Genomic DNA, 23,222 nt, shown 5'->3' with positions numbered 1-23,222 from the left:
ACGATCAATCGCTCGCGCCAACGCGCAGTGTCCAATGCGTTGATTCAACGCATGAATCCTTGCGCCACAGCTCCTGTAGCCGCTGCCGCAGGCGCTGTTCTTGAGGGCCCGGGAAGGCCCTGCGACCAGCGTGGCCCGGACCATCGCAGCCTGCGGCAGTGGCTACGGGTAGCATCAAGCGCTTTCGTTGGTCCCGATGAAATTCGCCAGTTCCGGCGTCTGCGGGTTGGCGAACAGCACTTTCGGGTCGCCCACTTCATGCACCTTGCCCTGGTGCATGAACACCAGCTTGTCGCCCACTTCCCGGGCGAAACGCATCTCGTGGGTCACCATGATCAGGGTCATGCCGTCCTTGGCCAGCTGGCGCACCACGCTCAGGACTTCGTTGACCAGTTCCGGGTCCAGGGCCGACGTGATCTCGTCACACAGCAGCACCTTGGGCGACATGGCCAGCGCCCGGGCAATCGCCACCCGCTGTTGCTGGCCGCCGGACAGGCGGTCGGGGAAGGCGTCGAACTTCTCCTCCAGGCCGACCCGCTTCAGCATCTTGCGCGCCAGCTCGGCGGCCCTGGCCTTGGGCACCTTCTGTACCACCTGCGGGGCGAGCATGACGTTCTCGCCGACGGTCAGGTGCGGGAACAGGTTGAACTGCTGGAACACCATGCCGACCTTCTGCCGCAGGCTGCGCAGGTCGGCGCGGGCGGCATCGAGGTATTCGCCGTCGACTTCGATGACCCCGTCGTTGATCGATTCCAGGCCGTTGAGGGTGCGCAGCAAGGTGCTCTTGCCCGAGCCGCTGCGGCCGATGATCGCCACCACCTGGCCTTCCTCGATACTGAGGTCGATGCCCTTGAGCACATGATGGTCGCCGTAATATTTATGCAGGGCGGAAATTCTAAGCAGAGGCATGCAGTCTCCTTTCCAGGTAGCGCGCACTGAGGGACAGGGGGTAGCACAGCAGGAAGTAACCGAGCGCCACCAGGCCGTAGACCATGAAGGGCTCGAAGGTGGCATTGGCGAGCATGCCGCCGGTCTTGGTCAGCTCGGTGAAGCCGATGATCGAGGTCACCGCGGTGCCTTTGACCACCTGCACCGAGAAGCCCACGGTAGGCGCCACGGCAATCCGCAGCGCCTGCGGCAGGATCACATGGCGCAGCTGTTCATAAGGGTTGAGCGCCAGGCTGGAGGAGGCTTCCCACTGGCCGTTGGGGATCGAGTCGACGCAGCCGCGCCAGATCTCCGCCAGGTAGGCGCTGGTGAACAGCGTCAGGGCGATGGCCGCCGCCAGCCAGGGCGAGATATCCACCCCCAGCAGGGCGATGCCGAAGAACACCAGGAACAGCTGCATCAACAGCGGCGTGCCCTGGAACAGCTCGATATACAGGCGGGCGAAACCGCTGGGGAAAGCCTTCTTGGAAATGCGCAGGGTCATGATCAGCAAACCGATCAGCCCGCCGCCGACAAAGGCCACCAGCGACAGCAGCAGGGTCCATTGCAGGCCGGTCAGCAGGTTGCGCACGATGTCCCAGAAGCTGAAATCACTCATTGGCTGCTCCTCGCGATATAGCGGCGCCCGACCCAGTTCAGCAGCTGCCGGATCAGCAGGGCCATGCACAGGTAGATCAGCGTGGTCAGGGCGTAGGTTTCAAAGGCGCGGAAGTTGCGCGACTGAATGAAGTTGGCGGCGAAGCTCAGCTCCTCGGTGGCGATCTGCGAACACACCGCCGAACCGAGCATGACGATGATGATCTGGCTGCTCAGGGCCGGCCACACCTTGCCCAGCGCCGGCAGCAACACCACATGGCGGAAGGCCTCCAGGCGCGTCATGGCCAGGGCCGCCGCGGCCTCCAGCTGGCCGCGGGGGATGGCCTGGATGCCGGCGCGGATGATTTCCGTGGAGTAGGCCCCCAGGTTGATCACCATCGCCAGCACCGCCGCCTGCCACTCGGAGATCTGCAGCCCCAGGGACGGCAGGCCGAAGAAGATGAAGAACAGCTGCACCAGGAACGGGGTGTTGCGGATCAGCTCGACGTAGACGCCGAAGAGGGCCGAGAAGGGCTGGATCTTCCAGGCCCGCACCACCGCGCCGACTATGCCCAGGCCGACCCCGAGCAATGCGCCGATGGCGGTCAGCTCAAGGGTGAACAGGGCGCCGCGCAGCAGCAGGCTGGTGTTTTCCAGCACCGGTAGAAAGTCGAACTGATAAGCCATGGATAACCTCCGCGACCGTGATCAGAGGCCAGCCGGCAATGGCTGCTTGAGCCACAGCTGGGCGTTCTTTTCCAGGCTGCCGTCAGCCTTGGCGGTGGTGAGGATCTGGTTGACCTTGTCCAGCAGCTCCGGCTGGTTCTTGTTCACGCCGACATAGACCGGGGAATCCTTGAGCTTGACCTTCATCGCCGGGATGCGTTTCGGGTTGCGTTCGCTGATGGCGACCATCACCACGTTGCCGCTGGCGATCAGGTCGACCTGGCCGGCCAGGTAGGCGGCGATGGTCGAGTTGTTGTCCTCGAAGCGCTTGATGGTCACGCCTTGCGGGGCCACGGCGGTCAGTTCGATGTCTTCGATGGCGCCACGGGTGACGCTGATGGTCTTGCCCTTGAGGTCGTCGAGGCTGGCGACTGGCGCTTCGGGTGGGCCGAATACTGCCAGGTAGAAGGGCGCGTAGGCCTGGGAGAAGTCGATGACCTTCTCGCGCTCCGGGTTCTTGCCGAGGCTGGAGATCACCAGGTCGACCTTGCCGGTGGTCAGGAACGGAATGCGGTTGGTGCTGTTGACCGGGGTCAGTTCGAGCTTGACCTTGAGCTGGTCGGCCAGCAGTTTCGCGGTGTCGATATCCAGGCCGCGGGGTTTCATGTCCGGACCGACCGAGCCGAAGGGTGGGAAGTCCTGGGGCACGGCCACCTTGAGGGTGCCGCGGGCGACGACATCGTCCAGGCCGCTGGCGTGGGCGGGCGTCTGACTCAGCAGCAGGCTGGCAAACAGGGCAGAGAGCAGGGCGCTGAAACGCTTGGTCATGGCAAATCTCCGGATTCACGGGAAGTGATTTCTGCGCAGCGACACAGCACAGCCCGTGCCAAACGCCGGAAAAAGCCCTGGAGCGCCGGGTTTTGCTGGCGTCCTTCGGTCTTACTGGTCTGAACAGTTGATGGCGTTTCTGCCCCCTTATCGAGCGTCCGGAGATACGCCCGAACCCCCTTGGGGCACGACTTGCCGGGCTCGGCGAATAGCTTTACAACTAGCCTTTTCCTGGACCGGCCAGCCTGCATTCTATGAACTCGATCTCCCGCGCCGTACCCGAGGTGGCGCTGCAAGCCATCCGCCAATTGATCAACGAGCGCGGCTTCGGCCCGGGCGATGCGCTGCCGTCGCAGCGCGATCTGGCCGTGCAACTGGGGGTCAGCCGGGCTTCATTGCGCGAGGCGCTGTCGTCCTTGAGCGCCTTGGGCGTGATCAGCGTGCAGCCTGGCAAAGGCGTGTTCGTGCAGGCCGCGCAATCGCCGGTCAATGGCGCGGGGCTGAGCTGGCCGTTCGCGGCCCAGGCGTCGCCGACGGATATCTTCCAATTGCGCTACGCCCTGGAAGGCTTCGCCGCGGGGCTGGCGGCCGTGACGCTGACCGCCGATGAGCTGGATGCGTTGCAGGATAATGTCGAGGCCATGCGCAACGAGCTGCGGGCGGCGGATTTCGAGGCGGCGGCGCGGCTGGATTTCGAGTTTCACCAGAAGATCCTGCAAGCCAGCGGCAATCAGGCAATGGTGAGCATTCTCAGTACCAGCGCCGAGATCTTCCTGGAGAGCCAGAAACTACCGTTCATCCGGCCCGAGCGGGCCATGGAAACCTGGCAGGAGCATCGCAAGATCCTCCGCGGGCTGGCCCGGCATGCCTCTGGGGCGGCGCAGAAGGCCATGCAGGAGCATGTGCGCGGCGCGGCCCTGCGCACCGGAATCGCCTTCGTCACCCCCGCATAGTTTCCAGTTGAGCTATACCCAAATTCATCGGGCACCATAGCGAGAGTCAATCAACTCCGGCTTCCTGAACGCGGGAAGGGCGGCTATGATGGGCCACGTTTTTTTGCTTACAACCTGGAGACTTCCATGAGCAGCGATCTTATCAAACACGTTAGCGACGCTAGCTTCGAGGCTGACGTACTCAAGGCCGAAGGCGCTGTACTGGTCGACTACTGGGCTGAGTGGTGCGGCCCATGCAAAATGATCGCTCCGGTCCTGGACGAAATCGCTGAAACCTACAAAGGCAAGCTGACCGTTGCCAAGCTGAACATCGACGAAAACCAGGAAACCCCGGCCAAGCATGGCGTGCGTGGTATCCCGACGCTGATGCTGTTCAAGAACGGCAACGTCGAAGCCACCAAGGTCGGCGCACTGTCCAAGTCGCAACTGGCTGCTTTCCTCGACGCCAACATCTAAGCATCGTTGTAAATCGCATCAAAAAAGCCCCGTAAATAGCGGGGCTTTTTCATTATTCAGGGCTAGACGCTCAGAAACTCAGGTGTTACATTCGGCCCCGCACTGGTTTCTCCTCTGCCCCCTGCAAGCCGTCGCCGACGCTCTCCTTTTCGAATAAGTACGCGATCCTGTCGCCTTCTCCGCGGCGCGGCATCATTAAGCCAAAAGCTTAATTTCCCCCCCTCCATAAATGATTACGTCATTCCTATATGAATCTGACTGAACTCAAGCAAAAGCCGATTACCGAACTGCTCGAATTGGCCGAACAGATGGGCATAGAAAATATGGCCCGTTCGCGCAAGCAGGACGTGATTTTCTCCCTGCTGAAAAAGCACGCTAAAAGCGGCGAGGAAATCTCCGGTGATGGCGTGCTGGAGATCCTCCAGGACGGCTTCGGCTTTCTTCGCTCCTCCGACGCCTCCTATCTGGCCGGCCCAGACGATATCTACGTCTCCCCGAGCCAGATCCGTCGTTTCAACTTGCGCACCGGTGACACCATCGTTGGCAAGATCCGCCCTCCAAAGGAAGGCGAGCGTTACTTCGCACTGCTGAAGGTCGACACGATCAACTACGATCGTCCCGAGAACGCGAAGAACAAGATCCTGTTCGAAAACCTGACGCCGCTGTTCCCGACCGTGCGCATGAAGATGGAAGCCGGCAACGGTTCCACCGAAGACCTGACCGGTCGTGTCATCGACCTGTGCGCCCCGATCGGTAAAGGCCAGCGCGGTCTGATCGTTGCTCCGCCGAAAGCGGGCAAGACCATCATGCTGCAGAACATCGCGTCGAACATCACCCGTAACAACCCTGAAGTTCATCTGATCGTGCTGCTGATCGACGAACGTCCGGAAGAAGTGACCGAGATGCAGCGCACCGTGCGCGGCGAAGTGGTCGCCTCCACCTTCGACGAACCGCCAACCCGCCACGTGCAGGTTGCCGAGATGGTGATCGAGAAGGCCAAGCGCCTGGTCGAACACAAGAAGGACGTGGTGATCCTGCTCGACTCCATCACCCGTCTGGCCCGTGCCTACAACACCGTGATCCCGAGCTCCGGCAAGGTGCTGACCGGTGGTGTCGATGCCCACGCCCTGGAAAAACCGAAGCGTTTCTTCGGTGCCGCGCGGAACATCGAAGAAGGCGGCTCGCTGACCATCATCGCCACCGCGCTGGTCGAGACTGGCTCGAAGATGGACGAAGTGATCTACGAAGAGTTCAAGGGTACCGGCAACATGGAGCTGCCCCTGGACCGCAAGATCGCCGAGAAGCGCGTATTCCCGGCCATCAACATCAACCGTTCCGGCACCCGCCGCGAAGAGTTGCTGACCGCCGACGACGAGCTGCAGCGCATGTGGATCCTGCGCAAGCTGCTGCATCCGATGGATGAAGTCGCCGCCATCGAGTTCCTGGTCGACAAGCTGAAACAGACCAAGACCAACGATGAGTTCTTCCTGTCGATGAAACGCAAGTAAGTCGAGCGGGACCGCAAAAGCCGGGGAAACCCGGCTTTTTGCTATCTGATTATTGATGAACGGCAGTTCACTGTTCTGAACAGTCGGGTTCGGCGCTAAACTGCCAGCCCCGAACGCCACGGCCAAAACGAGGCTCACGCATGCAGTATCGCGACTTGCGCGACTTTATCAGCGGTCTGGAACAGCGCGGCGAACTCAAGCGCATCCAGGTTCCGGTGTCCCCAGTGCTGGAAATGACCGAGGTCTGCGATCGCACCTTGCGTGCCAAAGGCCCGGCCCTGCTGTTTGAAAAGCCCACCGGCTACGACATTCCGGTGCTGGGCAACCTGTTCGGCACCCCGGAGCGCGTGGCGCTGGGCATGGGCGCCGAGGCGGTCAGCGAACTGCGGGAAATCGGCAAGCTGCTGGCGTTCCTCAAGGAGCCCGAGCCGCCCAAGGGGCTCAAGGATGCCTGGTCCAAGCTGCCGATCTTTCGCAAGATCATTTCCATGGCGCCAAAAGTCGTCAAGGATGCCATCTGCCAGGAAGTGGTCATCGAAGGCGATGACGTCGACCTGGCGATGCTGCCGGTACAGACCTGCTGGCCGGGCGATGTCGGCCCGCTGATCACCTGGGGCCTGACCGTCACCAAGGGGCCGAACAAGGACCGGCAGAACCTCGGTATCTATCGCCAGCAGGTGATCGGCCGCAACAAGGTGATCATGCGCTGGTTGAGCCACCGTGGCGGCGCGCTGGATTACCGCGAATGGTGCGAGAAGCACCCGGGCCAGCCGTTCCCGGTGTCCGTGGCCCTGGGCGCCGATCCGGCGACCATCCTCGGCGCCGTGACGCCGGTGCCGGACAGCCTCTCCGAATACGCCTTCGCCGGCCTGCTACGGGGCAACCGCACCGAGCTGGTGAAATGCCGCGGCAACGACCTGCAAGTGCCAGCCACCGCGGAAATCATCCTGGAAGGGGTGATCCATCCGGGCGAGATGGCCGACGAAGGCCCGTATGGCGATCACACTGGCTACTACAACGAAGTCGACAGCTTCCCGGTGTTCACCGTCGAGCGCATCACCCACCGGATCAAGCCGATCTACCACAGCACCTACACCGGTCGTCCGCCGGATGAGCCGGCGATTCTCGGCGTGGCGCTGAACGAAGTATTCGTGCCTATCCTGCAGAAACAATTCCCGGAAATCACCGACTTCTACCTGCCGCCCGAAGGCTGCTCGTACCGCATGGCGGTGGTGACCATGAAGAAGCAGTACCCCGGCCACGCCAAGCGGGTAATGCTCGGTGTCTGGTCGTTTTTGCGACAGTTCATGTACACCAAGTTCGTTATCGTCACTGACGACGATATCAACGCGCGCGACTGGAACGACGTGATCTGGGCCATTACCACGCGCATGGACCCCAAGCGCGATACGGTGATGATCGATAACACGCCGATCGACTACCTCGACTTCGCCTCGCCGGTCTCCGGCCTGGGCTCGAAGATGGGGCTCGATGCCACGCATAAGTGGCCCGGTGAAACCACCCGCGAGTGGGGCCGGGTGATCGTCAAGGATGAGGCAGTGACCCGCCGGATCGATGCCATCTGGAATCAGTTAGGAATAGATTGATGCGTGTAACCTTGCAGCCCTCCGGAGCGGTGCTTGAGACGCTGCCCGGCGAGCGGATTCTCGATGCGGCGCGGCGCCTGGGCTATGAATGCCCGCAAAGCTGCCGCAATGGCAACTGTCATGTGTGCTGCGCCCTGCTGGTGGAGGGCCGTGTCCTGCAGGCCGGCGATGTGCGCGATCATGGCGAGTTCTACACTTGCATTGCAGAGCCGCTGGAAGACTGCATCGTGCTGTGGGATGGCGTCCTTGCGCTGGGAGAACTGCCGGTGCGCAGTCTGTCGTGTCAGGTCACCGAGTGTCTGGAGGTCGGCGGCGATGTCTGGCGGGTCCGCCTGCGGGCGCCCGCCGGCAAGCCACCGCGTTATCACGCTGGCCAGTACCTGATGCTCGAGCGGGAGAATGGCGAGAAGTCGGCATTCTCCCTGGCCTCGGCGCCGCACGCCGGGCGCGAGCTGGAGCTGCACGTACTGGTGCGCGAAAGCAGTGCACAAAGCCTGATCGAACAGTTGCAGCGCAACGGTAACGTGCGCGTCGAGCTGCCGTTTGGCGATACCCACCTGGCCGAGCTGCCGGACGGGCCGCTGGTGCTGATCGCCGCCGGTACCGGCATGGCGCAAATGCACAGCCTGATCGAGCATTGCCGGGCCAAGGGCTTCAAATACCCGGTGCACCTGTACTGGGGCGTGCGCCGGCCGGACGACTTCTATCAGATCGAACACTGGGACGAATGGAAGAAGCTGCCCAACCTGTTCCTGCACAAGGTGGTCAGCGACCTCTGTGGCTGGGAAGGGCGCTGCGGCATGCTGCACGAGGCGGTGAGCGAGGACATTGCCGACCTGTCGGCGGTGCATGTCTACGCCAGCGGCTCGCCAGCGATGATCTACGCGACCCTCGACGCGCTGGTCGAAGCGGGCATGGATGCGCACCAGATGCGCGCCGATGTATTTGCCTACGCTCCTCGGTCCTGAGTTCTCGGGGCTGTCCCTCGTTATAACTTCCTATATAGCCCATCGGTATTTATTTAATTAGATAAATACCGGTAGGTTATATGTCACGCATTATTGAAAGTTAAAACTCTTCGATGGCACTTAACTTGCCTTGAAACATATGTGTCTTGGAGTTACAGCCGTGCGTTCTATTAAGTAATTCTTTATACGCGGGGAGCCGAACGCTATTCGCCATGACAGCCATAGAATCCAGTTTTTTGAATCTGGCTTACCCTCCGCGGCTCGACCTGGGGCCGCAGCTCACCCACGAACAGCTTCTCAGCTCGATGCAGTCCACCATGGCGCGCCACAAGGGCGGACCGGTCTGGCTGTTTGCCTACGGTTCGCTGATCTGGCGCCCTGAATGTTCGGCGGTCGAGCGCATGCGCGGGCGGGTGCATGGCTACCATCGCGGTCTGTACCTGTGGTCCCATGAACACCGTGGCACGCCGGAGAAGCCGGGGCTGGTCTTTGGCCTGGATCGTGGCGGTTCCTGCAGCGGCTTCGCCTACCGCTTGCCGCAAGAGCAGCTGGAAACCTCGCTGTATGCGCTGTGGCAGCGCGAGATGCCATACCCGTCCTATCGCCCGCACTGGCTCAACTGCCGCCTCGAAGACGGTAGCCGGGTTCAGGCCCTGGGGTTCGTTCTGGAGCGACACCTGCCCAGCTATGCCGGCAACCTGCCGGACCATGTGCTGAGCCAGGTATTTGAAAACGCCTGCGGGCGCTACGGCACCACTCGCGATTATGTCGAGCAGACCGTGCACGCCCTGCGTAGCCACGCCATGCCAGACCGTAATCTGGAGGCGCGGCTCAAGCGCTGTAAGTCAGCCACCCATTAGGCAATGGCTTCGCGACTCTGGCTGGCGACCTGTTTGTGCCACAGGGTTGGGGCCAGGAAGGCCATCGACAGCAGGCAGGCGCCTACCAGCAAGACAAAACCGCCGTCCCAGCCGAAGTGGTCCACGGTGTAGCCCATCGCCGCGCTGGCCGCGACCGAACCACCCAAATAACCGAACAGACCGGTGAAGCCCGCGGCGGTGCCAGCGGCTTTCTTCGGCGCCAGTTCCAGGGCCTGCAGGCCGATCAGCATTACCGGGCCATAGATCAGGAAGCCGATGGAGAACAGCGCGATCATGTCGATGGTCGGGTTGCCGGCCGGGTTCAGCCAGTACACCAGGGTCGCCACGGTCACCAGGGCCATGAACACCATGCCGGTCAGGCCACGGTTGCCACGGAAGATCTTGTCCGACATCCAGCCGCACAGCAGCGTGCCCGGGATCCCCGCCCACTCGTAGAAGAAGTACGCCCACGAGGTTTTATCCACGGTGAAGTGCTTGGCTTCCTTGAGGTAGGTCGGCGCCCAGTCCAGTACGCCGTAGCGCAGCAGGTAGACGAAGACGTTGGCCATGGCGATGTACCAGAGCATTTTGTTGCGCAGCACGTATTTGACGAAGATTTCCTTGGCGCTGAATTCTTCTTCGTGGCTGGCGTCGTAGCCTTCCGGGTAGTCGTTCTTGTACTTCTCGATCGGCGGCAGGCCGACCGATTGCGGGGTGTCGCGCATGGTGACGAAGGCGAACAGCGCCACCATCAGGGCCACGGCGGCCGGGACGTAGAACGCCGCGTGCCAGTCGTTGAACCAGCCCATGCCGAGCAGGAACAGCGGGCCGATCAGGCCGCCGCCAACGTTGTGCGCCACGTTCCATACCGAAACCACGCCGCCGCGTTCCTTCTGCGACCACCAGTGCACCATGGTCCGTCCGCTTGGCGGCCAGCCCATGCCCTGGGCCCAGCCGTTGATGAACAGCAGGATGAACATCATGGTCACGCTGGACGTGGCCCAGGGTGCGAAACCGAAAATGAACATCACCCCGGCCGACACCAGCAGGCCGAAGGGCAGGAAGTAGCGCGGGTTGGAGCGGTCGGACACCAGGCCCATGAGGAACTTGGACAGGCCGTAGGCGATGGCGATCGCCGACATGGCCAGGCCCAGCTGACCGCGGGTGTAACCCTCTTCGATCAGGTACGGCATGGCCAGGGAGAAGTTCTTGCGCAGCAGGTAGTAGCCGGCGTAGCCGATGAAGATCCCGGCGAAGATCTGCCAGCGCAGGCGGCGGTAAGTACTGTCTATTTTTTCGTCAGGCAGGGGCGCCTGATGTGCGGCAGGTCGAAAGAAAGCAAACATTCAAGAGCTCCAAATTTCTTGTTTTGACTGCGGATGCGAATGTTACAGTTTCGTTACCGAAAATAGCACTGCATCTTATCTGGGAGCACGCAACGCAGGAGCATTTGCATGTTCTTTTACGAACATGTCGCTTAAAGACAAGTAGGGGGCGTTTCTGGTGCCGGCGGCTGCGGCTGGGGGAGAAGAGCGCTTGCTCGCGAGTCGCCGTTGCGGCTGACGGTCAGCCCGTTATCGCGAGCAAGCTTCTATAAAACGAAAGGGATTCAGCGAACCTGGACCACCACCTTGCCCACCGCCTTGCGCTGGCCAAGATCGTTGATGGCGCTGGCGGCGTTGCTCAGCGGGTAGACCTGCGAGACCAGCGGTTTCAACTTGCCTTCGGCGAACCAGCCGAACAGCTGCTGGAAGTTCGCCGCGTTGTCCTGGGGCTGGCGCTGGGCAAACGAACCCCAGAACACGCCGATCACCGCGGCGCCCTTGAGCAGCGCCAGGTTGACCGGCAGCTCGGGAATGCGCCCGCTGGCGAAACCCACCACCAGCAGCCGGCCGTTCCAGGCGATGGCGCGGATGGCCTGGTCGAACAGGTCGCCGCCGACCGGGTCGTAGATCACATCGGCGCCCTGGCCGTCGGTCAGGCGCTTGATCTCGTCCTTCAGGCTGGTTTCGCTGTAGTTGATCAATTCGTCGGCGCCGGCGGCCTTGGCCACCGCGAGTTTCTCGGCGCTGCTGGCGGCGGCGATGACCCGGGCGCCCATGGCCTTGCCGATTTCCACCGCCGCCAGGCCGACACCGCCGGAAGCGCCGAGCACCAGCAGGGTTTCACCCGGCTGCAGGTTGCCGCGCTGCTTGAGGGCATGCATCGAGGTGCCGTAGGTCATGCTGAAGGCGGCGGCGGTGTTGAAGTCCATCGACGCTGGAATCGGCAGCACGTTGTAGCCTGGTACCGCCACTTCCTCGGCGAAGCTACCCCAGCCGGTCAGCGCCATGACCCGGTCGCCGACCTTGAGGTGGCCGACCTTCTCGCCGACGGCGCCGACCACCCCCGCGGCTTCGCCACCGGGCGAGAACGGAAAGGGCGGCTTGAACTGGTATTTGCCCTCGATGATCAGCGTGTCCGGGAAGTTCACCCCGGCCGCGTGCACCTGCAGCAGGATCTCGTTCTTCTTCGGCACAGGACTCGCGACGTCTTCCAGCACCAGCGTTTCGGCGGGGCCGAAGGCTTTGCACAGCACGGCTTTCATCAGGGCTATTCCTTTGGGAGTGATGGCCGATAAGTGTAGGTGGGTGAATAACGCGGTCAACGAGCATGCCCCGGCCTGATAGCCAGCCATAAGCTTTGTGCTTGGGCACAGGCGCAGGGGCCTTTATGCTAGACCGCCTACCGGATAAGGAGCGAATTGTGAAAGCGTGGATCATGTTGATGCTGGCCCTGTCTCTGCCGATGGCAGCCATGGCCGAGGAAGCCAAAGAGGGCGAAGCACCGAAAGTCAGTTACATCAGCCTGAACCCGCCGTTCGTGGGCAACTACGGTCTGGATGGTGGCCCGAAGCTCAAGGTGTACAAGGCCGACGTCGCCCTGCGGGTGACCGGCGATGCCGCCGCTCAGGCGGTGAAGGCCAACGAGCCGTTGATCCGCAACCAACTGGTGGCGCTGTTCGCCCAGCAGACCACGGAAACCATGAACAACGTCGAAGCCAAGGAAAAACTGCGTCAGGAAGCCCTGAAGCAGACCCAGCAGGTGATGAACGACGAAACCGGCAAGCCGGTGGTGGAAGACCTGCTGTTCAACAACCTGATCATCCAGTAATGCTGGATCTGTAGGAGCGAGGTTTGCCCGCGATAGCAATAGGGCGAGCCCCGCCCAGTTCCAGCCTGGCGGCTGATCGCGAGCAAGCTTCGCTCCTACAAGAAGTCATCGAGATCACCTCAGGACGCCAGGCTCTTGCGGAATCGCGCCAAGGCGATGCCGAAGAACAGCAGGCCGATCACCGCCAGGGCTAGCAGGTCTGGCCAGACCACTTCAATGCCGGCGTCGCGAAACAGAATCGCGGCGCTGAGGCTGACGAAGTGGGTCGACGGCGAGCCCTGCATCACCCATTGCAGCCACTGGGGCATGCTGTCCAGCGGGGTACTGCCGCCCGATAGCAGCAACATCGGGATGATCACCGGAATCGCCAGCAAGCCGAATTGCGGGGTCGAGCGCGCCAGCGTGGCGAGAAAGATCCCCAGCGCGGTGCTGGCGAACAGGTAAAGCCCGGTCACCGCGAGGAACAGCGCCAGCGAGCCGGCCAGCGGCACGCCCAGCACACCCTTGACGATCACCTCCAGCGACACCCAGGTGCAGAGCACCACCACCAGCATGTTGCTCCAGATCTTCGCCAGCATGATTTCCAGGGCGGTCAGCGGCAACACCAGCAGATGGTCGAGGGTGCCGTGCTCGCGCTCGCGCAGCAGCGCCGTGCCGGTCAGGACAATGGCCAGGATGGTGATGTTGTTGACGATCTGAATCACCGCGAGAAACCAGCCGCCCTGCAGATTGGTGTTGAACAGCGCGCGACTGGTCAACAGTGCGGGCATCCGGCTCGCCGGGTCGGCCTGGCTGTAGTTGAGCAGTTCGCGCTGGAAAATCCGCCCGATATAACCGGCGCCCATGAAGGCCTGGCTCATGGCCGTGGCGTCGACATTCACTTGCACGCTGGGTTGGCGCCCGGCCAGCAGATCGCTCTGGAAGTTGGCCGGCACATTGATGACGAAGGTGAATTGGCCGCTGTCCAGGACCTGGTCCAACTGGTCGTAGGGCAACTGCACCGGGCTCTGGAATTCCGGTGGTTGCAGGGCCTCGGCCAGCTGGCGCGAGAGCTGGCTGTGGTCTTCGTCCACCAGCGCCACGCTGGCGTTGTGCACGCCGATCACCGAACCGGCCGCCGGCATGTAGATGGCCACGGTGAAGGCGTACAGCAGAAACAGCAGCAACACGCTGTCGTGTCGCAGGCTGGTGAGCTCCTTGAGGCCCAGGCGCAGGATGTGGCTGAACCGGTGCATCAGGCCTCCTGTTTTTTCAGCATCGCCAGGCTCAGCCCGGTGAACCCGAGGAAGAACCCGAACAGCGCCAGGCACTGCGGCCACAGCTGGCGCAGGTCCAGGGCCTTGGTGAAGGTGCCGACGGCAATGTCGAGGAAGTAACCGGCGGGGAACAGCTGCCCCATCAGCGCCGCGGCGCCGTCCAGCGACGAGCGCGGCACGATCAGCCCGGAGAACTGGATGGTCGGCAGGCTGGTGATGATCATGGTGCCGAGGATCGCCGCGATCTGGGTACGGGTGAACGCGGAAATCAGCAGGCCCAGGCTGGTAGTGGCCAGCACATACAGCAGGCCGCCGAAGGCCAGGGTCAGGCCGCTGCCCTTGAAGGGCACGCCGAACAGCCAGCGGTTCATGGCCACCAGCAGCGCCAGGTTGATCAGGCTCAGGCCCAGGTAGGGCGCCTGCTTACCCAGGAGAAACTCCAGGCGCTTGAGTGGCGTGGCGTAGAAGTTGGTGATCGAGCCCAGCTCCTTCTCGCGCACGATGCCCAGCGCCGTGAGCATCGCCGGGATGAACGCCAGGATCAGCGCCATCACGCCAGGGCCGATGGCATTCACGCTGACCACGTCCTGGTTGTAGCGAAAGCGGGTTTCCAGGCGGGCCGCGGGTGCTCGCCCCAGGGCTGGGCTGCTGTGTTCGGCGAGCGATTCGATATTGGCCTGATGCACCGCCTCGACATAGTTGCGGCTGGTCTCGGCGCGAAACGGCATGCCGCCGTCGAGCCAGGCGGCCACCGCAGGCTGGCGCCCGGCGTACAGGTCGCGACCGAAACCGGGGGGAATCTCCAGGGCCAGCTTGATCTCCGAGCGTTGCAGGCGCCGATGCAGTTCGGCGGCGTCGCGGATCGGCTGCTGCTCCTTGAAGTAGCGGGAGCTGCGGAAGGCTTCCAGGTAAGCGCGGCTTTGCGGGGTCTGGTCCTGGTCGTAGACGGCGAAGGCGAGGTTTTCCACGTCCAGGGAAATGCCGTAGCCAAAGATCACCATCATGAACAGCGCCCCGAGCAGGGCGAACCCCAGGCGCACCCGGTCGCGCAACAGCTCCTTGCCTTCGCGGGTGGCCACGGCGATCAGGCGCGACAGGCGCAAGCGCCGACTGTCGCTGTGAATGGCGCTGCTGACTTCGGGCTGGGCGGTCGCCGGGGGAGCAGGTTCCGGCGCGCCCTGGGCGTCTTCCAGGCAGCGGACAAAAGCGGCTTCCAGGGTTTCGCCGGCGAACTGTTGCTGCAGGGCGACCGGTGTATCGCAGGCCAATACCTTGCCGGCGTGCATCAGCGAGATGCGGTCGCAGCGCTGGGCTTCGTTCATGAAGTGGGTGGACAGGAAGATCGTTACCCCCTGTTCCCGCGACAGCTCGATCAACAGCCGCCAGAAGTCGTCGCGGGCCGCCGGGTCCACGCCCGAGGTCGGCTCGTCGAGAATCAACACTTCCGGGCGGTGCAGCACCGCCACCGCCAGGGACAGGCGTTGGCGCAAGCCCAGGGGCAGGGCGCCGGAGGGTTGATCGGCGATCTCCTGGAGAGTGAAGCGGCGGATCAGCTCTTCGATCCGCGGGCCGCTCTCGGCCTTGGGCAGGTCGAACAGCCGGGCGTGCAGCACCAGGTTCTGGCGCACGCTGAGTTCGCCGTACAGTGAAAAGCTCTGGGACATGAAACCCACGCGCTTGCGGGTGGCCAGGTCCCTGGCGTCCACCGGATTGCCCAGCAGCCTGGCGCTGCCTTCGGTGGCCGGCATCAACCCGGTCAGGACCTTCATGGTGGTGGTCTTGCCGCAGCCGTTGGAGCCGAGAAAGCCGAAAATCTCGCCCCGGCCAATGGCGAAGCTGACCTTGTTCACGGCCGTGAAATCGCCGAAACGCAGGGTCAGCTCATGGGCTTCGATAGCAATTTGCTGGTTGTCCGTGGTTCTTGGCGGGATCACCAGCGGCTGGTTGCCGTGCCCGCTGTCGCCTTGAAAGTGGGTGAAGGCATCGTCGAGCTTGCCGCTGGGCGTGGCGATGGCCAGTTCCCGGCTCAAGCCCTGGGCAATCAGCCGGCCGCGGTCGAGCATCAGGCAGTGCTCGAACTGCTCGGCTTCCTCCATATAGGCGGTGGCCACCAGCAGTGTCAGTTGCGGGCGCTGGCGGCGAACCTCGTCCACCAGTTCCCAGAAGCGCCGGCGGGACAGCGGATCGACGCCCGTGGTGGGTTCGTCGAGGATCAGCAGGTCCGGCTCATGGATCAATGCGCAGCACAGCCCGAGCTTCTGCTTCATCCCGCCGGACAGCTTGCCCGCGGGCCGTTCGGCGAAACGCAGCAGGTCGGTGGCCAGCAACAGGTTGTGCATGCGCTGTTCGCATTCGGTTTTCGACAGGCCGAACAGGGTGGCGAAGAAGCGAATGTTTTCCTCGATCGACAGCTCGGGATACAGGTTGCCACCCAGGCCCTGGGGCATGAAGGCGATCCGCGCGTACAGGCTGTTGCGATGGCGGCGTTGTTCGATGGCGCCGCCGAGCACCTGCAGTTGGCCCTGCTGCAGCTTCTTCACCCCGGCGATCAAGCCCAGTAGGCTCGACTTGCCTGCGCCATCCGGGCCGATCAATCCGCAGCGGGTGCCGCCGGGCAGGCTGAAGGCAAGGTCGACCAGGGCCTGTTGCGAGCCATAACGGTGGTTGATGCCCGTGGCCTGCAGCGCCGGTTCGTTCATTGCAGGTTGGCCGGCCAGTCCACGGTCGCGGTGCGCACGTAACCGGCGCCGGGCATGCCCGGCTTGGCCTGCGGTACGGCGCTGGGTTGGGTCAGCCGCAGCTTGACGCGGAACACCAGTTTTTGGCGTTCATCGCGGGTTTCCACTTCCTTGGGGGTGAACTGGGACTTGGCCGCGACAAAGCTGATCTTCGCCGGCAGCGGCTGATCGGGCAGGGCGTCGAGCAGGATCCGCGCCTCGCTGCCGACAGCCAGGCGGCCGGTCACCGAGGCGGACAGGTAGAGGTTCATGTACTGGTCGCTCGGGTCGATCAGCAGCAACACCCGGCCGCCGGCGCCCAGCACCTCGCCCGGTTCGGCCAGGCGCAACTGGATGATGCCGTCGATGGGCGCGCGCAGGCTGCTGTCGTCGATCTCGCTGGTCAGCTGGGCGACCATGGCCTTGGCCGAGCCAATGGCGGCGCGCACCGCGGCGACCTGGGCCTGGGCTGCCTGGACGGCGGCGTTGCCGGTGTTCAGGCGCGCCTGCTGCTGGTCGATGATCTGCTGGCTGGCGTAACCACGGTTGAACAGTTCCCGGGAACGCTTGAGTTCCTGGTTGGCCAGCAGCAGTTCGCTCTGGCGCAGCTGCACATTGGCTTCGGCCGCCGCGAGGTTTTCCCGGGTGCGCACCACGTCGGCCTCGGCCTGGGCGCGCTGGGCCTCCAGGGTGCGGGTGTCCATGCGGGCCAGCAGCTGGTCCTTGGACACTCTGTCGCCTTCGTCGACGAGCACTTCGGCCAGGCGTCCGGGCGTCTTGCTGGCGATCTGCACCTCTGTGGCTTCAAGCCGGCCGTTGCCCATGCTCAGGCCCTCGGGCAGGCGGTCCAGGGTGGACTTCCAGTAACCAAAGCCGCCCGCGATCAGCAGCAATGCCAGCAAGGCGAAGGCAAAAAGGCGGGAGGAACGGTGATTCGTCGGCATTGGGGACATCCCTGCGGCAGTAGCGTCCTAGTCTGGCGGTTCAAGCCGTTGGGCGACTTGATGTCCGTCAAATGAACGGGCAAGCCTAGTACGTTGTGCGCGGGATGCCTGCTTGAGTATCGCTTGCGGCCTGTTCAGCGCAGCGCGAGCACCGCCGCCCACTGTTCGGCGGTCACTGGCATCACGGACAGCCGGCTGCCTTTCTGCACCAGGGGCAGTTCGGCGAGGGCGGTTTGCTGCTTCAGATAATCCAGGCGCAGCACCTTGGGGAAGGTTTCGACATGGGCGACGTCGACGGCGCTCCAGGCATTTTTCTCGGCGCTGGCCTTGGGATCGAAATGCGGGTTTTCCGGTTCCAGGGCGGTCGGGTCGGGGTAGGCGGCCTCGATGATTTGGCCGATCCCGGCAATGCCCGGTTCGGGACAGCTGGAGTGATAAAAGAAGAATTGGTCACCCACCGCCATGCTGCGCAGGAAGTTTCGCGCCTGGTAGTTGCGTACGCCGTCCCAGCGCGCCTGTTTCTTGAGCGCCAGGCCCTCGATCGAGAGTTCTTCCGGTTCGGATTTCATCAGCCAATAGGCCATTTTCTGTGCTCTCCAGAGGGACGTGGGCAAGTTGTCGGGCAATTTTATGACAAACCGACAGTCGGTTGACGCCAGCATTTGCGTGTCGGTTCACGTTATCGCAGAATGCCGGGATTTTAAGCTTGACGCTGCTGCACGGCCTGTTATGGAAACCGTCGCTGTCATCGTGTGGGATTTGCCTGAGGGGGGCAATCGATGCAACGCAAACCGGATTTACTATGGATTTTGGTTATTTTGTTCGGTTTGGGCGTAGTGACAACCGGTTATGCGCAGAGCCTGTGGGCCAACAAGACCGACGCACCGGTCGAGCTCGCGCAACAGCAGCAGCCTTACAAGCGTTGATTCCTTCCAAGGCGCCGCTCTCTCCTGGTGGCGCCTATTTCGCGAAATACCATTTCTTGTCAGTCACCGTTCCTTGCAGCGGTACATCCCAGCTCGCCTGATCCAGTTTCGCGACTTTCTGACATTCGTGGGCCAGCCCCAGTAGCGTCGGCTTGCGCCAGCTTTTGCGCCGCGCCAGATAGGCCAGGCTGCGATCATAGAAACCACCGCCCATTCCCAGGCGTCCGCCCGCCTCATCGAAGCCGACCAGCGGCAACAGCACCAGATCCAGGGCCCAGACCTTGCGTTGCCGGGCCAGACTCACCTGTGGCTCGGGAATGCGGAAGCGGTTGGGGCGCAGCTTTTCGCCGGGGCGAACGCGCTGAAACACCATCTTGGTCCGTGGCCAGGCGCTGAGCACCGGCAGATAAGTCGCCTTGCCCCGGCGTTGCGCGGCCAGCAGCAGCGGGCGCGGGTCGATTTCACCGTCCATGGGCAGGTAAAGGGAGATGTGTTTGGCTCGGCGGAACAACGGATGCTGCGCCAGTTGCCGATACAGCCCACGAGAGGCCTGGCGTTGTTCGCTGGCGGTGAGGGCGCGGCGGGCTTTGCGCAGTATGCGTCGAAGTTGCGGGCGGGAAAGCGGCGCCGGTTCGGTCATGGTCGCTCGGGTCCGGGAGGAGTACGGCAGGACAGCGTACCAAATAACCCCTGATCGAAAAAAACGGAGCCGAAAAAAACGGAACTGAAAAAACGGAGCCCCAAAAAAACAATGCCAGCTATTTGCATAGCTGGCATTGGCATGGAATTCAGGCTCCCCGGATGAACCGCTGTCGACTTAGCCCTTGAACCCGAAAGTTCAAGGCGGAAGATGCAGTAGGCGTTAAGGCTTTCCGTCTAGCGGACATGCACACCGGCCCAACGTGCAACTTCCAGGGTAGTGCGAATCGGCTCAGGGACATCGCCAACTGGCAAGCACCCCAGGGAGTGGTGGGGATTATACCGCAACCACCCTCAGGAATCAGCCTTGGTTGTATCGGTGTCGGTGGCGAGCACCAGATCCACGCGCTCGAGCAGGTCGCGCACCTGTTCGCGGGTCGAACCGCTGGCTTGCACGTCAGGGCGGTCCTGCTTGTGCAGCAGATCGTGGGTGATATTGAGGGCGGCCATCACCGCGATACGATCGGCGCCAATGACTTTGCCGCTGCTGCGGATCTCGCGCATCTTGCCATCCAGGTACCGGGCGGCGCTCACCAGATTGCTACGCTCTTCCTGGGGGCAGATGATCGAATACTCTTTGTCGAGGATCTGCACGGTAACGCTATTGCTTGAACTCATGAGTCTTGCTCCAGGGCCTTGAGGCGCGAAATCATCGATTCGACCTTACGCCGGGCGATTTCGTTTTTTTCAATGAGGTGCGCGCGTTCCTCGCGCCAAGTCTTTTCCTGAGCTAATAAGAGTGCGTTTTGACTCTTTAGTTGCTCGACCCGGCCAATTAGCAGTTCGAGTCTAGCCATCAGCGCTTGCAGATCGGTGTCTTCCATTGGATCCCACTGGATTTGTCTGATGAGTGGCAACTGCCTGGGCAAACGAGTTGACGGCCTCGATGGTCTTGGCGCGTCTGCCGATGCTAGGATACAAGGCCTCCATTCTAGACATTGCGCCGCTTGGCGCCTAGCTGCCCATGCCCATTCAGAATTCCCCGTACAACGCCTTCGCCACCCTGCTCAGCAGCAGCGGTCACCCTGTCTCGCCCGCCGAATTGCATGGCCTGTTGCTGGGTCGCAGCTGTGCCGGCGCCGGCTTCGAAGTCGACGGCTGGCTGATCGACGCCGCCGAACTGCTCGAAGGCGAGCCGCAGGACAATGTTCGCAACGCCTTGATCGGCCTGCAGGAAATGGTCAAGGGCGAGCTGACCAGCGACGACATGACCGTCGTCCTGCTGCTGCCCACCGACGACGCCCCGCTGGCCGAGCGCGCCGCGGCCCTGGGGCAGTGGTGCCAGGGTTTCCTCACCGGCTTTGGCCTGAACTCCCGCGACAGCAGTGCCCTGAGCACCGAGGCCACGGAAGTGCTGCAGGACCTGGCGGCGATCGCCCAGGTACAGGACGCGCTGGAAGAGTCCGACGACGGCGAAAGCGACTACATGGAAGTGATGGAATACCTGCGGGTCGCCCCGCTGCTGCTGTTCACCGAGACCAACAAGACGGTTGAACCGGCCGCCAAGCCTTCTCTGCACTGATCGCTCGATAGGGAAATCCGTCTGCCCATGATCCATATCCCGAAATCGGAATACACCCGCCGCCGCAAGGCGCTCATGGCGCAGATGGAACCCAACAGCATCGCGATCCTGCCGGCTGCCGCGGTGGCGATCCGCAACCGCGACGTCGAGCATGTCTACCGCCAGGACAGCGATTTCCAGTACCTAAGCGGTTTCCCAGAACCCCAGGCGGTGATCGTGCTGATGCCCGGTCGCGAGCATGGCGAGTACATCCTGTTCTGCCGTGAGCGTAATGCCGAGCGCGAACTCTGGGATGGCCTGCGGGCTGGCCAGGAGGGCGCGATCCGCGATTACGGCGCCGACGATGCCTTCCCCATTACCGACATCGACGACATCCTGCCGGGCCTTATCGAAGGCCGCGACCGGGTGTATTCGGCCATGGGCAGCAACCCCGAGTTCGATCGCCACCTGATGGAATGGATCAACGTGATTCGCTCCAAGGCGCACCTGGGCGCTCAGCCGCCGAACGAATTCGTTGCCCTGGATCATCTGCTGCACGACATGCGTCTGTATAAATCGGCGGCGGAAGTGAAGGTGATGCGCGAGGCCGCGCGGATTTCCGCCCAGGCCCATATCCGGGCCATGCAGGCCAGCCGCGCCGGTCTGTACGAGTTCAGCCTGGAAGCCGAGCTGGACTACGAGTTCCGCCGGGGCGGGGCGAAGATGCCGGCCTACGGTTCGATCGTCGCCGCCGGGCGCAACAGCTGCATCCTGCATTACCAGCAGAACGACGCGTTGCTCAAGGACGGCGACCTGGTGCTGATCGACGCCGGTTGCGAGATCGATTGTTATGCCAGCGATATCACTCGCACCTGGCCGGTGAACGGCAAGTTTTCCGCCGAGCAGAAGGCGATCTACGAGCTGGTGCTGGCCTCCCAGGAAGCCGCCTTTGCCGAGATCGCGCCGAACAAGCACTGGAACCAGGCCCATGAAGCGACCGTCAGGGTGATCACCACCGGGCTGGTCAAGCTGGGTCTGCTCGAAGGCGAGGTGGACGAGTTGATCGCCAGCGAAGCCTACAAGGCGTTTTACATGCACCGCGCCGGCCACTGGCTGGGCATGGATGTGCATGACGTCGGCGAGTACAAGGTCGGCGGCGAATGGCGGGTGCTGGAAGTCGGCATGGCCCTGACGGTCGAGCCGGGCATCTACATTGCGCCGGACAATCAGAACGTGGCGAAGAAATGGCGCGGCATTGGCGTGCGCATCGAGGATGACGTGGTGGTAACCAAGCAAGGCTGTGAAATTCTCACCGGTGGCGTGCCCAAGACCGTGGCCGAGATCGAGGCCCTGATGGCCGCCGCACGGAGCTGCGCAGCATGAACCGGGTCAATCTGGCGATCATCGGCGGTGGTCTGGTCGGTGCCAGCCTGGCCCTGGCCTTGCAGGCCGGCGCCAAGGAGCGCGGCTGGAAGATCGTGCTGATCGAGCCGTTCGCTCCGGGCGATACCTATCAGCCCAGCTACGATGCGCGCTCTTCGGCGCTGTCGTTCGGCGCGCGGCAGATCTATCAACGGCTGGGTGTGTGGCAGGAAATCTCCCGCCGCGCCGAGCCGATCAAACAGATCCATGTCTCCGACCGTGGGCGGTTTTCCACCGCGCGGCTGTCGGCCATGGAGGAGGGTGTTCCCGCCCTGGGTTATGTGGTGGAAAACGCCTGGCTCGGCCAATGCCTGTGGCAGGGGCTGGACAAGGACGTGGTGAGCTGGCGCTGCCCGGCCGAAGTCACGCGCATGGAGCCGCTGGAAGATGGCTACCGCCTGACTCTCAACGATGAAACCAGCCTGGATTGCGAACTGGCGGTGCTGGCCGATGGCGGTCGCTCGGGGCTGCGCGAGCAACTGGGGATCGGGGTGAAAAAGCGCCCCTACAACCAGAGCGCGCTGATCGCCAATATCACCCCGAGCGAAGCCCATAACGGCATGGCCTTCGAGCGCTTCACCGACGACGGCCCGATGGCCCTGCTGCCGCTGCCGGACAACCGCTGCGCACTGGTCTGGACCCGCCTGGGCATGGACGCGCAGCGCCTGGCCGCGCTGGACGAACGCAGCTTCCTCAGCGAACTGCAGGGGGTATTCGGTTATCGCCTGGGCACCCTGAAACAGGTCGGCGCGCGGCATCTTTACCCGCTGGCGCTGGTGGAGGCCGAGGAGCAGGTGCGTCCTCACCTGGTGGTGCTGGGCAACGCCGCCCATAGCCTGCACCCGATTGCCGGGCAGGGTTTCAACCTGTCGTTGCGCGACGCCCAGGCGCTGGCCGATGCCTTGCTGGTCAGCCCGACGCCGCCGGGCGATTTCAGTATCTTGCAGGCCTACCGCGAGCGGCAGCGCCTGGACCAGGACCTGACCGTGGGCTTCTCCGACCAGGTCACCCGGCTGTTCGGCAGCAAGCTGCCGCTGGTGTCTCTGGGGCGCAATATCGGGCTGCTGGGCCTGGACCTGCTGCCACCGGCCAAACGCTGGTTCGCGCGGCAAGCCATGGGCCTGGGTACCCGTCCCGATGCGTGAGTGGCTGAGCCCGCGACCGGGCATGGAAATCCAGCACAGTGTCGGCAGCCAGGTAGCGCGGTTCGACAAAACCCTTTACGTGCGGCTCA

Annotated in this window: 24 protein-coding genes and 1 other RNA gene; 11 read left to right on the top strand and 14 right to left on the bottom strand. The window is 63.0% G+C overall.

Annotated elements, in window-relative coordinates; all coding sequences use genetic code 11:
- Positions 1 to 174: 174 nt before the first annotated feature.
- Genes CXQ81_RS00745 through CXQ81_RS00730 form a run of 4 tightly spaced genes read right to left on the bottom strand, consistent with a single transcriptional unit; the run spans position 175 to position 3,018 of the window.
- Entirely contained in the window at positions 175 to 909 is a 735-nt protein-coding gene (locus CXQ81_RS00745) for an amino acid ABC transporter ATP-binding protein (RefSeq protein ID WP_097134689.1), read from the bottom strand.
- Positions 896 to 1,546 (bottom strand): amino acid ABC transporter permease, encoded by a 651-nt coding sequence (locus tag CXQ81_RS00740; RefSeq protein WP_007926721.1) that lies wholly within the window; start codon positions 1,544 to 1,546, stop codon positions 896 to 898. The genes CXQ81_RS00745 and CXQ81_RS00740 overlap by 14 nt, the downstream gene beginning before the upstream one ends.
- A complete protein-coding gene (locus tag CXQ81_RS00735) occupies positions 1,543 to 2,211 on the bottom strand; it encodes an amino acid ABC transporter permease (RefSeq protein ID WP_053263061.1) in 669 nt (222 codons plus the stop codon). Before CXQ81_RS00735 ends, CXQ81_RS00740 begins: the two co-directional genes overlap by 4 nt.
- A gap of 21 nt (positions 2,212 to 2,232) precedes the next feature.
- Positions 2,233 to 3,018, bottom strand: coding sequence for a transporter substrate-binding domain-containing protein (locus CXQ81_RS00730; RefSeq protein ID WP_101336239.1), 786 nt, complete (start codon positions 3,016 to 3,018; stop codon positions 2,233 to 2,235).
- Positions 3,019 to 3,272: 254 nt separating this feature from the next.
- On the opposite strand from CXQ81_RS00730, the gene CXQ81_RS00725 reads away from it, so the two are divergent.
- The 6 genes from CXQ81_RS00725 (at position 3,273) to CXQ81_RS00700 (ending at position 9,370) form a co-directional block, all read left to right on the top strand.
- On the top strand, positions 3,273 to 3,971 hold the full coding sequence (locus CXQ81_RS00725) for a FadR/GntR family transcriptional regulator (protein ID WP_101336238.1): 699 nt from the start codon (positions 3,273 to 3,275) through the stop codon (positions 3,969 to 3,971).
- Positions 3,972 to 4,097: 126 nt separating this feature from the next.
- Positions 4,098 to 4,427 (top strand): thioredoxin TrxA, encoded by a 330-nt coding sequence (trxA, locus tag CXQ81_RS00720; protein WP_003206727.1) that lies wholly within the window; start codon positions 4,098 to 4,100, stop codon positions 4,425 to 4,427.
- Between the two features lie 248 nt (positions 4,428 to 4,675).
- Positions 4,676 to 5,935 carry a transcription termination factor Rho gene (rho, locus tag CXQ81_RS00715; RefSeq protein WP_007926725.1) on the top strand — a complete coding sequence of 420 codons (1,260 nt, stop codon included), beginning with the start codon at positions 4,676 to 4,678 and terminating at the stop codon, positions 5,933 to 5,935.
- Positions 5,936 to 6,075: 140 nt separating this feature from the next.
- Positions 6,076 to 7,542: a 4-hydroxy-3-polyprenylbenzoate decarboxylase gene (gene ubiD, locus CXQ81_RS00710; RefSeq protein WP_009046125.1), complete on the top strand. Its 1,467-nt coding sequence runs from the start codon at positions 6,076 to 6,078 to the stop codon at positions 7,540 to 7,542.
- Positions 7,542 to 8,510 (top strand): CDP-6-deoxy-delta-3,4-glucoseen reductase, encoded by a 969-nt coding sequence (locus tag CXQ81_RS00705; RefSeq protein ID WP_007926728.1) that lies wholly within the window; start codon positions 7,542 to 7,544, stop codon positions 8,508 to 8,510. The genes ubiD and CXQ81_RS00705 overlap by 1 nt, the downstream gene beginning before the upstream one ends.
- Before the next feature lie 212 nt (positions 8,511 to 8,722).
- On the top strand, positions 8,723 to 9,370 hold the full coding sequence (locus tag CXQ81_RS00700; RefSeq protein ID WP_007926730.1) for a gamma-glutamylcyclotransferase: 648 nt from the start codon (positions 8,723 to 8,725) through the stop codon (positions 9,368 to 9,370).
- Here the strand turns inward: CXQ81_RS00700 and glpT are convergent.
- Both glpT and CXQ81_RS00690 read right to left on the bottom strand, forming a co-directional pair.
- The gene (gene glpT, locus CXQ81_RS00695) at positions 9,367 to 10,716 is read right to left on the bottom strand and encodes a glycerol-3-phosphate transporter (protein ID WP_007926732.1); all 1,350 of its coding nucleotides are present in this window, start codon (positions 10,714 to 10,716) and stop codon (positions 9,367 to 9,369) included. The two genes, CXQ81_RS00700 and glpT, sit on opposite strands and share 4 nt — an antisense overlap.
- A gap of 263 nt (positions 10,717 to 10,979) precedes the next feature.
- Entirely contained in the window at positions 10,980 to 11,957 is a 978-nt protein-coding gene (locus CXQ81_RS00690) for an NADPH:quinone oxidoreductase family protein (RefSeq protein ID WP_007926734.1), read from the bottom strand.
- A gap of 158 nt (positions 11,958 to 12,115) precedes the next feature.
- On the opposite strand from CXQ81_RS00690, the gene CXQ81_RS00685 reads away from it, so the two are divergent.
- Complete coding sequence (locus CXQ81_RS00685; RefSeq protein WP_007926735.1) at positions 12,116 to 12,523, top strand: flagellar basal body-associated protein FliL; 408 nt, start codon at positions 12,116 to 12,118, stop codon at positions 12,521 to 12,523.
- 119 nt (positions 12,524 to 12,642) lie between these two features.
- Here CXQ81_RS00685 and CXQ81_RS00680 read toward each other — a convergent pair whose 3' ends face one another.
- The 4 genes from CXQ81_RS00680 to CXQ81_RS00665 form a co-directional block, all read right to left on the bottom strand.
- On the bottom strand, positions 12,643 to 13,758 hold the full coding sequence (locus CXQ81_RS00680) for an ABC transporter permease (protein ID WP_101336237.1): 1,116 nt from the start codon (positions 13,756 to 13,758) through the stop codon (positions 12,643 to 12,645).
- Positions 13,758 to 16,478: a ribosome-associated ATPase/putative transporter RbbA gene (gene rbbA / locus CXQ81_RS00675; protein ID WP_101336236.1), complete on the bottom strand. Its 2,721-nt coding sequence runs from the start codon at positions 16,476 to 16,478 to the stop codon at positions 13,758 to 13,760. The genes CXQ81_RS00680 and rbbA overlap by 1 nt, the downstream gene beginning before the upstream one ends.
- Positions 16,475 to 17,440, bottom strand: a complete 966-nt coding sequence (locus tag CXQ81_RS00670) for an HlyD family secretion protein (RefSeq protein ID WP_007926738.1) — start codon at positions 17,438 to 17,440, stop codon at positions 16,475 to 16,477. Before CXQ81_RS00670 ends, rbbA begins: the two co-directional genes overlap by 4 nt.
- A 134-nt stretch (positions 17,441 to 17,574) precedes the next feature.
- Complete coding sequence (locus tag CXQ81_RS00665) at positions 17,575 to 18,024, bottom strand: EVE domain-containing protein (protein ID WP_087092506.1); 450 nt, start codon at positions 18,022 to 18,024, stop codon at positions 17,575 to 17,577.
- A 195-nt stretch (positions 18,025 to 18,219) separates the two neighbouring features.
- Between CXQ81_RS00665 and CXQ81_RS31165 the strand changes: the two genes are divergently transcribed.
- Entirely contained in the window at positions 18,220 to 18,366 is a 147-nt protein-coding gene (locus tag CXQ81_RS31165) for a hypothetical protein (RefSeq protein ID WP_007926740.1), read from the top strand.
- A 34-nt stretch (positions 18,367 to 18,400) separates the two neighbouring features.
- On the opposite strand, the gene CXQ81_RS00660 is transcribed toward CXQ81_RS31165, so the two are convergent.
- The 4 genes from CXQ81_RS00660 to CXQ81_RS00645 all read right to left on the bottom strand — a co-directional run bounded on the left by CXQ81_RS00660 (position 18,401) and on the right by CXQ81_RS00645 (position 19,889).
- Positions 18,401 to 19,006: a 5-formyltetrahydrofolate cyclo-ligase gene (locus CXQ81_RS00660; protein WP_087092505.1), complete on the bottom strand. Its 606-nt coding sequence runs from the start codon at positions 19,004 to 19,006 to the stop codon at positions 18,401 to 18,403.
- A gap of 150 nt (positions 19,007 to 19,156) precedes the next feature.
- A non-coding RNA gene (gene ssrS, locus CXQ81_RS00655) (6S RNA) lies at positions 19,157 to 19,335 on the bottom strand.
- A 24-nt stretch (positions 19,336 to 19,359) separates the two neighbouring features.
- The gene (locus CXQ81_RS00650) at positions 19,360 to 19,683 is read right to left on the bottom strand and encodes a cell division protein ZapA (RefSeq protein ID WP_007926742.1); all 324 of its coding nucleotides are present in this window, start codon (positions 19,681 to 19,683) and stop codon (positions 19,360 to 19,362) included.
- The gene (locus CXQ81_RS00645) at positions 19,680 to 19,889 is read right to left on the bottom strand and encodes a TIGR02449 family protein (protein ID WP_007911197.1); all 210 of its coding nucleotides are present in this window, start codon (positions 19,887 to 19,889) and stop codon (positions 19,680 to 19,682) included. Before CXQ81_RS00645 ends, CXQ81_RS00650 begins: the two co-directional genes overlap by 4 nt.
- A 140-nt stretch (positions 19,890 to 20,029) precedes the next feature.
- Between CXQ81_RS00645 and CXQ81_RS00640 the strand changes: the two genes are divergently transcribed.
- Genes CXQ81_RS00640 through ubiH form a run of 3 tightly spaced genes read left to right on the top strand, consistent with a single transcriptional unit; the run spans position 20,030 to position 23,133 of the window.
- The gene (locus tag CXQ81_RS00640) at positions 20,030 to 20,587 is read left to right on the top strand and encodes a YecA family protein (RefSeq protein ID WP_007926743.1); all 558 of its coding nucleotides are present in this window, start codon (positions 20,030 to 20,032) and stop codon (positions 20,585 to 20,587) included.
- 27 nt (positions 20,588 to 20,614) lie between these two features.
- The gene (gene pepP, locus CXQ81_RS00635; RefSeq protein WP_087092504.1) at positions 20,615 to 21,949 is read left to right on the top strand and encodes a Xaa-Pro aminopeptidase; all 1,335 of its coding nucleotides are present in this window, start codon (positions 20,615 to 20,617) and stop codon (positions 21,947 to 21,949) included.
- Entirely contained in the window at positions 21,946 to 23,133 is a 1,188-nt protein-coding gene (ubiH, locus tag CXQ81_RS00630; protein ID WP_007926748.1) for a 2-octaprenyl-6-methoxyphenyl hydroxylase, read from the top strand. The genes pepP and ubiH overlap by 4 nt, the downstream gene beginning before the upstream one ends.
- The last annotated feature ends 89 nt before the right edge of the window (positions 23,134 to 23,222 follow it).

Source organism: Pseudomonas sp. 09C 129 (assembly GCF_002843625.1).
In the GTDB taxonomy this organism is placed as follows: domain Bacteria; phylum Pseudomonadota; class Gammaproteobacteria; order Pseudomonadales; family Pseudomonadaceae; genus Aquipseudomonas; species Aquipseudomonas chlororaphis.
This window is presented reverse-complemented; position numbering and strand designations above follow the sequence as displayed.